Source organism: Streptococcus mitis (genome assembly GCF_001579035.1).
Lineage (GTDB): Bacteria > Bacillota > Bacilli > Lactobacillales > Streptococcaceae > Streptococcus > Streptococcus mitis_J.
Genome location: NZ_KQ970285.1, coordinates 18,358 through 29,995, shown reverse-complemented (window position 1 = coordinate 29,995; position 11,638 = coordinate 18,358). Strand labels below are relative to the sequence as shown.

The window sequence follows — 11,638 nt, the reverse complement described above, 5'->3', positions numbered from 1 at the left end:
ACCCATAAGCTCATCTGCTTCAGCAATTGTATGTTCAGGCGTCAAGAAGAACGGATCAATAATAACTCCATTTTCAGAACGTTTTACCTTACGAACCTCGTCTGCTTGTTGAGCAATTGACATGTTTTTATGGATAACTCCGAGACCGCCTGCACGAGCAATAGCAATGGCCATTTGACTCTCTGTAACTGTGTCCATAGCAGCGGTAATAATTGGGATATTTAAAGTCAGATTATCTGCCAATTTAGTTGTTAAATCTGCATCGTTAGGCAACACATGACTTTCAGCTGGAATAAGCAATACATCATCAAAGGTAAAACCTTTTTTCAAAAATTTAGTGTCCCAATTAGACATTCGAAGTTTCCTCTTTTCTTTCTTTTTGAGCTTGACTCTTTTTATATTGTATCTATCATACCATTCTATAAAAATTTGTCAAATGTTACAGGGGTAAATAAAAAACTATCTTTTCTTCGAGATAGAAATGATAGTTTCTTGTAAAATAAACTTAGTTAAAGTAATGAAGTCCCATTGCTCCTTTAACCTCAGATAGGGTCTGACCTGCAACTTCACGCGCTCTTTCACTACCTTTTTGAAGCATATTATAAACTTCTCCCATATCCTTAGCAAATTCGATACGTCGCTCACGAATAGGACCAAGTTCACGCTCTAATATTTCAAGTAGATAACGCTTGGTCTTCACATCACCAAGACCACCTCGTTGATAATGTTCTTTCATGTCAGCAATTTCTTGAGCATCTTCTAGACGACCAAAAACATCTAGATAATGGAAAACCATATTTCCCTCAATCTTACCTGGATCTTCCACCCGAATATGATCTGGATCTGTATACATACTCATCACTTTTTTACGCAAAGTATCCGCATCATCAGCTAAATAAATACCATTATTGAGTGATTTAGACATTTTAGCATTTCCATCTAAACCAGGCAAACGCCCTGCTCTCTCATTTTCTGGATAAATACCTTCCGGCTCTACCAAGACATCACAGTTATATGCATTGTTAAAAGAACGAACAATTTCACGAGTTTGCTCAATCATTGGTTTCTGATCTGTCCCAACAGGAACATAATTAGCCTTGAAAGCTGTGATGTCAGCTGCTTGAGCTATTGGATAGACCAAGAATCCTGTCGGAATGCTTTCTCCAAATCCTTTCTGAGCAATTTCTGTCTTGACAGTTGGATTACGCTCCAGACGTGCTAATGAAACCAGATTCATATAATACATAGACAACTCAGCCAACTCTGGAATCTGGCTTTGAATAAAGATAGTTGATTTACTTGGATCCAATCCAACTGCAAGATAATCCAAAGCAACATTTCCGATAGACTCTACAATGGTTTGAGGATCTTTGGCATGATCTGTCAAGGCTTGTTGGTCAGCCAAGAACACAAACATATCATACTTATCCTCTTCCTGTAATAATACTCGATTTTTGAGACTTCCAACATAATGTCCAATATGCAATTTTCCTGTTGGACGGTCTCCTGTTAAAATAATGGGTTTAGTCATTTTATTCTCCTTCGATATGGTCCCTTCAATTATAGCATTTTTTTAATGAAATAACCGCAATTTATCAAAATAAATCAGCCTTGCTATTTACGGATTTGTGTAAAGCGTGCTGTAAATTTAATTTACACAAAATTGACAGATAAAAATTTGAATATTTCCGTATTTTCTAGTAGAATAAATATATTACACATATAGGAGAAAAACATTGCTTACAGTATCTGATGTTTCACTACGTTTTAGTGATCGCAAACTTTTTGATGATGTCAATATCAAATTTACAGAAGGAAATACTTATGGATTAATCGGTGCTAATGGTGCCGGAAAATCAACCTTTTTAAAAATTTTAGCTGGAGATATCGAACCTACTACTGGTCACATCTCTCTTGGTCCAGATGAACGTCTCTCTGTTCTTCGTCAAAATCACTTTGACTATGAAGATGAACGTGCCATTGATGTTGTTATCATGGGAAATGAAAAACTTTATAGCATCATGAAAGAGAAAGATGCTATCTACATGAAGGAAGATTTCTCAGATGAGGATGGAGTCCGTGCTGCCGAACTTGAAGGAGAGTTTGCCGAGCTTGGAGGTTGGGAAGCAGAGAGTGAAGCCTCTCAACTACTTCAAAACCTAAACATTCCAGAAGAATTGCACTATCAAAACATGAGCGAATTGGCCAACGGTGAGAAAGTAAAAGTTCTCCTCGCCAAAGCACTTTTTGGTAAACCTGATGTTCTTCTCTTGGACGAGCCTACCAACGGTTTGGACATCCAATCGATTACTTGGTTAGAAGACTTCTTGATTGACTTTGATAACACAGTTATCGTAGTATCCCACGACCGTCACTTCTTAAACAAAGTATGTACTCACATGGCCGACCTTGACTTTGGAAAAATCAAACTCTATGTCGGAAACTACGACTTCTGGAAGGAATCTTCTGAGCTTGCTGCTAAATTGCTAGCAGACCGTAATGCAAAAGCAGAGGAAAAAATTAAGCAATTGCAAGAATTCGTAGCTCGTTTCTCTGCCAATGCTTCTAAATCAAGACAAGCAACCTCACGTAAGAAAATGCTTGATAAGATTGAGCTAGAAGAGATTGTGCCATCTAGTCGTAAGTATCCATTTATCAACTTTAAAGCAGAACGTGAAATTGGTAATGATCTCTTGACAGTAGAAAATCTAACTGTAAAGATTGATGGTGAGACTATTTTAGATAATATCAGCTTTATCTTACGTCCAGGTGATAAGACAGCTCTTATTGGACAAAATGATATCCAAACGACTGCATTGATTCGTGCAATCATGGGAGATATTGACTATGAAGGAACTGTCAAGTGGGGAGTTACTACTAGTCAATCTTACCTTCCAAAAGATAACTCAGCTGATTTTGCAGGGGGAGAATCAATCCTTGACTGGTTGCGTCAATTCGCAAGTAAAGAAGAAGATGACAATACTTTCCTACGTGGTTTCCTCGGCCGTATGCTCTTCTCTGGAGATGAGGTTAACAAACCTGTCAACGTTTTATCAGGGGGAGAAAAAGTCCGCGTCATGCTTTCAAAACTCATGCTCTTGAAATCAAATGTCCTTGTACTTGATGATCCAACCAATCACTTAGACTTGGAATCTATCTCAAGCTTGAATGATGGATTGAAAAACTTTAAAGAATCAATCATCTTTGCCAGCCATGACCACGAGTTTATTCAAACTCTAGCTAACCATATCATTGTCTTGTCTAAAAATGGCGTCATCGATCGTATTGATGAAACCTACGATGAATTCCTAGAAAATGCAGAAGTACAAGCAAAAGTTAAAGAACTTTGGAAAGACTAAATAAAACTTCAAAACTCAGTTGGGGTAACCAGCTGAGTTTTCTAACATTTTATGAGGTAACATGAAATTATTTTTTAAAACATATTGGACCTATTTTGTTTCTTTCATCATTCCTGTAATCATTATGACAGGAATATATCTATCTCAAGGTATCTACTGGAATAGCGATACATCTCCACTATTAGGAGATGGCTTTCATCAATACGTTATTTTTGATGTAGCCTTACGAAATATCCTACATGGAAATGGTAGTCTGTTTTACACCTTTACAAGTGGCCTCGGATTGAATTTCTATGCCCTATCTAGTTATTACTTGGGTAGTTTCTTTTCACCACTAGTTTACTTTTTTGATCTAACGAATATGCCAGATGCTGTCTATCTGACAACGCTCTTAAAATTTGGATTGATTGGACTGTCAACTTACTTTAGTTTAAATAATTTATTTCAATTGATTCCTAAGCCTTTAAAACTAGCCTTATCTACTTCATATGCTCTGATGAGTTTCTCTGTCAGTCAATTAGAGATAAAGACCTGGCTAGATGTTTTTATCTTAATTCCTTTAATTATCACTGGTTTACATCTACTGATAACTGAAAAGAAACTCCTATTGTACTTTACAAGTCTGTCAATTTTGTTTATTCAAAATTATTATTTTGGCTATATGACAGCATTGTTTCTTATTTTCTGGTATCTCTGTCAAATTTCGTGGGACTTTAAGACTCGAAAATCATCTTTTCTTGATTTTGTTATTACCTCCTTTTTAGCTGGTATGGCTAGTTTGATTCTGACTCTTCCTACTCTGTTTGATTTGCAGACACACGGGGAAAATTTGACTGAAGTTACAAAGTTTCAAACTGAAAATAGCTGGTATCTTGATCTTTTTGCCAAGCAATTCATTGGTTCCTTTGACACAACAAAGTATGGAGCCATCCCAATGATTTTTGTTGGACTACTTCCCTTTATTTTGACCATTTTATTTTTTACGCTGAAATCTATTAAGTTTCACGTGAAACTTATCTATGCAATTTTCTTTGCATTTCTAATTGCTAGCTTTTATATTGAAGCTCTTGATTTATTTTGGCAAGGCATGCATACTCCAAATATGTTTTTACATCGCTATGCTTGGATTTTCTCTACCTTGTTAATTTACACAGCAGCAGAAGTCTTAAATCGTCTGAGAGAACTTAAAGTCTGGAATTTTTTAGTTTCGCTTTTTCTTGTAGTAACAGGATTTTTAGCTACCATTTATCTAAAATCGCATTATTCTTTTTTAACATATTTGAATATTCTGCTTACTCTTGAATTTTTAGTTGTCTATTCTCTTTTACTCCTTGCAGTTATCAAAAAGTTTATCTCTGTACATCTATTTGCTATTCTAATCTCTTTATTTATAATGGTTGAAATGAGTTTAAATGCTTCAGCTCAAATAGACGGGATTGCTAAGGAATGGGGATTTGCTTCTCGAAGTGCATATAGTAGAGATATACCAGCTATGGAATCTTTCTCAACATATATTGAGGATCCATTTACTCGTACTGAGAAACTAGAGACTCAGACAGGGAATGACAGTATGAAATTCAACTACAATGGAATCTCTCAATTTTCATCTGTTCGAAATCGTTCAGCAAGCTCTACTTTGGATAAACTTGGGTTTAAATCATCTGGGACTAATCTCAATCTCCGTTATGCCAATAATAGTATTTTGGCTGATAGTTTATTTGGTATCCAGTACAATATCTCAGAAAATCCTATTGATAAGTATGGTTTCCAAGATGTATATCAAAAAGATAATCTTACCCTATATGAAAATCAATACTCTCTTCCGATTGCATTTGCTAGTCAATCTGTTTACAATGATGTCAAGTTCAATGAACATACCTTAGATAATCAGGCCTCATTTTTAAATCAACTTGCTAACGTCAATTTTGATTATTTTTCTCCAATACCTTATGAAAAAACCGAAAATACTGATGATTTGATTAGTGTTACAAGTTCTTCAAATGAGGATGCAGAAATCCAGTATCAAATTGAAGTACCAGAAAACAGCCAAGTTTATCTTTCTTTCACAAATCTTCACTTTTCTAATGATAAACAAAAGAAGGTTGACATCCTTGTAAATGGTGAAAAAAAGACTTTTACAACTGATAATATCTTCTCCTTCTTTAATCTAGGCTATACAAAAGAGAAAAAGACTTTCAATATTCATGTTAGTTTCCCTGGAAATTCACAAGTATCATTTGAATCTCCTACCTTCTATCGTTTAGATCCCCAAACTTTAACTGAGGCTATTCAAAAAATCAAAGAACAACCTGTAACAGTATCAACTTCTAAAAACAAGGTTTTTGCTACATATGATGTCCAACAAGATACATCTATTTTCTTCACCATTCCTTATGACAAAGGTTGGTCTGCCTACCAAGATGGTAAGAAAATAGAGATTAAACAAGCTCAAACTGGCTTTATGAAAGTTGACGTTCCTAAGGGAAAAGGAACTATTACACTTTCCTTTATTCCCAATGGTTTTGTTATTGGAGCAATCTGTTCCTTTACTTCTCTTTTACTATTTGCAATCTATAATCACAAACGAAAGTCATCTAAGACATAAAAAATCGACCAGTTGCTTGGTCGATTTTTTAATCTTCTTCCATTTTCTTAGGTTGATAGGCTAGCATACCTAAACCAGTAAATAGGGCTAGTATCACAGCAAGGAAAATGACTTGATGATGAATATTTCCTGTCATAGAAATTGTTTGTCGTAATCCAGAAACCGAATAACTCATTGGTAACCAAGGATTAATAGCTCTAAAGAAATTATTTGTCAAGGCAAGTGGATAAGTACCGGCACTTGATGCTAACTGTAATAATAGCAAAATAAGAGAGAAGAAAGCTCCTACACGGCTATTCCATGTTGTTAATGCAGTTACCATAGACATAAATGTTAAGCTTGCGATAATAATTAAGAACAAGGTTCTCATTTCATGATTTGCTGTTAGACCAATAAGATGAACGCCACCATAGACTAAGAAAGCGGCTAAAACAGCTATAACTCCATTTATCTCAAAGCGAGATTTGAACCAAGCCCAGCGAGTTTCAGGATGACGACCTGAAGGTAATTTAGCAAAAATCATATTTGTTGATAATGCTGCAACAAAGAGAGCAACTGATATCATATAAGGAGCCATTGCGATTCCATTTACATGAACTTGCTCATTGTCTGTTTTGGAAAGATTGAGTGGATTTGACAAAATCTCTGCATTTTTAGATTCCGTTGATGCTGATTTAAGTTGATCACTAGCATTACCTAGTCCTTGTCCTAAAGAAGCAACTCCTGTCTGTAAATCTTCCAATCCAGAAGTTAACTTTGTTCCACCTTCTGCTAGTTTCCCAGCTCCATCTGCCAATTTATTAGCTCCATTCTCTAATTGAGAAGCACCTGAAAGTAACTGACTAGATTTGTCTGCTAATTGACCAGATCCTGATTGTAATTTATCAACTCCTGCTATCAATTCTTGACTCTTTTGATTCAATTGGTTAGAGCCAGTTGATAATTTTTCAATACCAGATACTAATTCTGGAGTTTTTTCAGCTAATTGACCAACTCCTGCTGTCAAGCTAGAAGATTTTTGTGTCAAGGTGTTTGAGCCTGAAACTAATTGGTTCAAACTACCTGTCAAGGTGAAATTCTTTTCACTTAGTTGACTTGCGCCCTGAGAAACTTTATCAACACGTGCAGTATATGCATTTACATCTGATGCAATCGACTGACTGTCAGGAACTAATTTACTCGTCACTGCTCCCTGTATTTCTGTTAATCCACTTGACAATCCTGTCAAAGAAGTAGAAGAAATAGGTAATACTTGATTAGCTTGATTTTTTAACGTCGAAAGATTTGAAGATTGATTTTGTAAGTTTTCTAAACTTCCCTGTAAACCTTGTACTAAAGCTATAATTGACTGAGCCGATTGAATACTATCAGTCGAATTTTGAGATACAGAAGCACTTATCTCAGCTTGTTGCTCACTTGTCAAGGATTGATAAGCTGCTGTCGATTGAATATTGGCTAATGTAGTTGCTTTTTCAGACTGAGTACTTGCTAGCATTTGATTAGAAAGAGAAACTATACTTGATAAAACAGAAGATAATTGTTTTGTATCTCCAACATCAATATTTTGAATAGCTTGATTTAACTGATTTAGACCAGAAGATAATTGAGCATTTTGATTTTTTTGCTCAGATGAAGCATCTAACTTGCTAGAAAGTTGTTGAATCCCTTCACTTAATTGCTCCACCCCATTCGAAGTGTAGCTGATTGATTAGATAACTGATTCGCACCTGTTGCAAGATTTCCCACTCCATTGGTGTAGGCACTAACACCAGATGAAAATTGATTAAGACCAGCATTAAGCTGAGAAACACCGCCAGTATAGGATTCTACACCAGTATATAACTGATTGATTCCTCTTACTAATTCAGGACTTTTAGAAGATAATTGACCTAACCCGCTATCTAATTGACTCACTGCACCAGCATATGTAACTAAGCCACTATTAAAATTCCCTAAGCCAAGATGAAGTTGTTCAACACCAGAAACATAAGCAGATAATCCTTTAGTAAACTGCTCCATTCCATTTGAAAATGTTAAACTTGAATCTGCTAAAGAGTGTAGGTTAGTAGTTAATGTTTTACTTCCTGTCACTAATTGATTAGCTCCATCAGTTAATTTTTCACTACCAGAAGCTGCTTGACTCATACCATCCTTTAAATCGCTCATTTTGTTAAATAAGGCTTTAGTATAGGTCTCGGTTACATTGGTAGAAACATTCTGCTTCAATTGTGTCATCGCAGAATCGCTCATCTTGCTGGCAATAAAACTATGACCACTTGAAGTCTGATAATCGATTTGCATTTGCTCTGGATGATCCGTTAAAATCGAAGCTGCTTTTTCAGATAAATCACTTGGTAAAGTCACTACCATATAGTAATTGCCATCTTCCAATCCCTTCTTTCCTTCCTCTTCATCTACGAAATGAAAATCTAAGGTTTTATTTTCTTTTAAATTGGACACCATGTCTTTTCCTATTGCCATAGTATTACCATTATAGGAAGCCTCTTTATCATTATTGACAACTGCCACAGGTAAGTCAGACAATTGACCATATGGATCCCACATTGAGGACAAAAATATGATATTGTACAGAGCTGGAATAAGAGAAATCCCTATCATGACAATAATAAAGGTTGGTTTTTTAAAAATTGCTTTCCATTCTTTAAACATAGCTTCTCCTTTTTTAAACATATTGTCTAAAATTTTGATATAATAGATTATACATTAAAAAATCTAAATTACAAGATAAAAAATCCATTTTTAGACAGATAGTCTAATTTGTTTACAAGGAGGAAATATGCAAGAAAGTAATAAACGCTTAAAAACAAAGAGAACTATTGAAAATGCTATGGTACAATTACTGATGGAACAGCCATTTGATCAAATTTCTACTGTCAAGTTAGCAGAAAAAGCCGGAATTAGTCGTTCCAGCTTCTATACTCACTATAAGGATAAGTATGATATGATTGAGCACTATCAAAGCAAACTATTCCATACATTTGAATATATTTTTCAAAAACATGCTCATCACAAAAGAGACGCTATTTTAGAAGTATTTGAATATCTAGAATCAGAACCACTTCTGGCTGCCCTTCTTTCTGAAAATGGGACTAAAGAAATCCAAAATTTCTTACGAAATAAACTTCATATCATGCTTAGTACGGATTTACAAAAACGCTTTATGCAACTGAATCTAAATACCACTGAATTAGAATATAGTAGTATCTATCTAACTCACGCACTTTTTGGTGTCTGTCAAACTTGGATTGCACATGGAAAAAAAGAAAGTCCTCAAGAAATAACAGATTTCCTTATGAAGATGCTTGGTGATGCAAATTGATATAAAAAGGGAACACAGCTGTGTTCCCTTTTATCTATACTCCGCCAGTAGGACTCGAACCTACGACATCATGATTAACAGTCATGCGCTACTACCAACTGAGCTATGGCGGATAAAATAGTCCGTACGGGATTCGAACCCGTGTTACCGCCGTGAAAAGGCGGTGTCTTAACCCCTTGACCAACGGACCTTCTATCTGTAGCAGATATAACCATTATATCAATTTCTTGCTAATTGTCAATCACTTTTGAGCTTTTTTCTCTAAAATATCTTTCAATTTTCTAATTTTTAACCTTGAAATAGGACAACGATGGTCTTCATAGAAAACAATTTCTAAGTTTTTTCGATCAATTTCTCTAATATTGCCTATATTTACCAAAAATGACTTATGAGGAGAATAAAATCGCTGAGTATGTTTGTCCTTTTCCTGAATATCTGTCATGGTACCGTAAAACTCTTTGGCAAAATTCTTACCAATAATACGTAATTTATGAGAGACTCCTGTCGTTTCAATATACAAAATATCATGGTAAGGGATTTTTAAATCATTTCCCTTGTAATTGTAATCAAAATAATCTACAACATCTTCATTTTCAAGTAACATACTCTTCGTATAGAAGATATTTTGCTCAATTCTCTTCTTAAACATCTCATCATTGATATCCTTATCAACAAAATCTAGGGCTGATACCTGGTATTTATAGGTCAAAGTCGCAAACTCTGATCGACTAGTGATAAAAACGATAATAGCGTAAGGATTGTAATGACGAATGAGCTGAGCCACTTCAAATCCCTTTTTCTCAATTCCATGAATATCAATATCTAGGAAATAAAGCTGATTTACTTCATCGTTTTCAATGTATTCTTCAAATTCACGGACTTTTCCTGTTGTCTTGTATGATATTGGAATATTCGATTCTTTCGAAATTTCATCCAATATTCTCTCTAGTCTCACTTGATGTTCAATAACATCTTCTAAAATTAAAACTTTCATTCAAATTCCCTCTTAAATCTAATAATTTGTCTAAATGTACTGCCTTCCATCTCTGTTTCTAAAATAATATTGTTGTACTTATCTAGTAGTTCTTTCACATTATTTAGGCCGACTCCGCGATTTCTTCCCTTAGTGGAGAATCCTAAGGCAAATAGATCTCCTGAAGGAGTCATCGTCATTTTACATGAATTCTGAATCACAATAACTGTTTCAGTTTCCATCTTAATAACTGCTACTTCCATCTGCTTTTTATAACTATCAGCCGATCCTTCGACAGCATTGTTCAATAAAACACTCATGATACGAACCAAATCCAATAGTTCAATTGGAAGCTTAGTAATCGTATCTTTTACTTCCAGTGTAAACTCTACACCATTATTTCGAGCATAGACAATGGACTGAGCAACCAAACTTCGTAAAGCTGAATCTTCTATGTTGTTCAAATCAAAGTAAGTGTACTTATCTGAACGCAGTTTATGATTTGCTTTGACCAAAACTTCATTGTAAACTCTGTCAATTTCCTGTAAATCACCACTGTCAATTGCCATCTGCATACTGACAAGCATTCCAGCATAGTCATGTCGAAAACCACGGATTTCATTATACAGTCCGACAATTTCATCTGTATAGTTTTGTAAATGTTTCTGTTCAAATTTCTTCTGCTTCAAAGCAATCTCTTTCTCCATTTGAACTTTATGAGAATTCATTGCAAAGAAGGTCAAAAGGAGAGAGATAAAGACAATAGATGACAAAATACTTCCAAAACTATTCAAATGTTTAATCGTACTTACCATATCTGAAACGAAAGATGCAATATGGAGCAATAGTAAAGCAAAAAATACTTTTTTCAAGAAAGGATAAAGGTAGTCCTTGTCAAAATAGGCTAGTTCCAAATGGAAATAATGAATGATTTTTAAGATAACAACATAAGTCAACACCGTTACAACAAAAAAGAATGGGTAATAATATTGTAAAACAAAATTGTCTCCTGTTATAGAGGAGAAAGTTACGGACAGAAAGTTATGAGTGCTCTCATATAAAAGAGATAGTAGTAAACTTAGAAATAGTCCTCTATCCCTCTCATACTGTTTCATCCATCGAAAATAGGAATATAAGCCCAAAGGAAGTAAAAATGTTGCAGTCCCTAACCCATCCAAATTTAGAAGATAAAAGGAAAGTTCAAGTACTACTTCTACTAGTAATGTATAAGCACCAAAAACGTATAGCTCTTTTCTATTTATTTGACCTTTACAAATTAAACGGTAACTGTAACTAATAATTAAAAAATGACCAATAACTGTCCCAAATCCAAGTAAATTCATTACTCTTTCTCCTTATTT

7 protein-coding genes, 2 tRNA genes and 1 pseudogene are annotated in these 11,638 nt (G+C 34.8%); 3 read left to right on the top strand and 7 right to left on the bottom strand.

From position 1 onward, the window contains the following. The coding region (locus tag SMIDD26_RS00150; protein WP_246746829.1) for an IMP dehydrogenase at positions 1-354 on the bottom strand (354 nt) is incomplete at its 3' end. A gap of 151 nt (positions 355-505) precedes the next feature. Next, entirely contained in the window at positions 506-1,531 is a 1,026-nt protein-coding gene (gene trpS / locus SMIDD26_RS00145) for a tryptophan--tRNA ligase (RefSeq protein ID WP_061438543.1), read from the bottom strand. Positions 1,532-1,736: 205 nt separating this feature from the next. Between trpS and SMIDD26_RS00140 the strand changes: the two genes are divergently transcribed. Continuing rightward, entirely contained in the window at positions 1,737-3,359 is a 1,623-nt protein-coding gene (locus tag SMIDD26_RS00140; protein WP_000958772.1) for an ATP-binding cassette domain-containing protein, read from the top strand. Between the two features lie 61 nt (positions 3,360-3,420). After that, positions 3,421-5,964 carry a YfhO family protein gene (locus SMIDD26_RS00135; protein ID WP_061438542.1) on the top strand — a complete coding sequence of 848 codons (2,544 nt, stop codon included), beginning with the start codon at positions 3,421-3,423 and terminating at the stop codon, positions 5,962-5,964. Positions 5,965-5,992: 28 nt separating this feature from the next. Here SMIDD26_RS00135 and SMIDD26_RS00130 read toward each other — a convergent pair. Next, positions 5,993-8,634, bottom strand: a pseudogene (locus SMIDD26_RS00130) (YhgE/Pip family protein). Between the two features lie 127 nt (positions 8,635-8,761). Between SMIDD26_RS00130 and SMIDD26_RS00125 the strand changes: the two are divergent. Continuing rightward, positions 8,762-9,304: a TetR/AcrR family transcriptional regulator gene (locus SMIDD26_RS00125; RefSeq protein WP_061438541.1), complete on the top strand. Its 543-nt coding sequence runs from the start codon at positions 8,762-8,764 to the stop codon at positions 9,302-9,304. A 39-nt stretch (positions 9,305-9,343) separates the two neighbouring features. On the opposite strand, the gene SMIDD26_RS00120 is transcribed toward SMIDD26_RS00125, so the two are convergent. The 4 genes from SMIDD26_RS00120 to comD form a co-directional block, all read right to left on the bottom strand. Further along, positions 9,344-9,417 (bottom strand) — tRNA-Asn (locus tag SMIDD26_RS00120). Between the two features lie 5 nt (positions 9,418-9,422). Continuing rightward, positions 9,423-9,494 (bottom strand) — tRNA-Glu (locus SMIDD26_RS00115). 51 nt (positions 9,495-9,545) lie between these two features. Beyond that, entirely contained in the window at positions 9,546-10,298 is a 753-nt protein-coding gene (comE, locus tag SMIDD26_RS00110) for a competence system response regulator transcription factor ComE (RefSeq protein WP_061438540.1), read from the bottom strand. Beyond that, a complete protein-coding gene (gene comD / locus SMIDD26_RS00105; RefSeq protein WP_061438539.1) occupies positions 10,295-11,620 on the bottom strand; it encodes a competence system sensor histidine kinase ComD in 1,326 nt (441 codons plus the stop codon). The genes comE and comD overlap by 4 nt, the downstream gene beginning before the upstream one ends. Positions 11,621-11,638 lie beyond the last annotated feature (18 nt).

Bases quoted from the DNA above. Each gene is read 5' to 3' on its own strand.
- SMIDD26_RS00125 (WP_061438541.1), top strand. From the start codon at position 8,762: ATGCAAGAAAGTAATAAACGCTTAAAAACAAAGAGAACTATTGAAAAT.
- comE (WP_061438540.1), bottom strand. From the start codon at position 10,298: ATGAAAGTTTTAATTTTAGAAGATGTTATTGAACATCAAGTGAGACTA.
- SMIDD26_RS00135 (WP_061438542.1), top strand. From the start codon at position 3,421: ATGAAATTATTTTTTAAAACATATTGGACCTATTTTGTTTCTTTCATC.
- comD (WP_061438539.1), bottom strand. From the start codon at position 11,620: ATGAATTTACTTGGATTTGGGACAGTTATTGGTCATTTTTTAATTATT.
- trpS (WP_061438543.1), bottom strand. From the start codon at position 1,531: ATGACTAAACCCATTATTTTAACAGGAGACCGTCCAACAGGAAAATTG.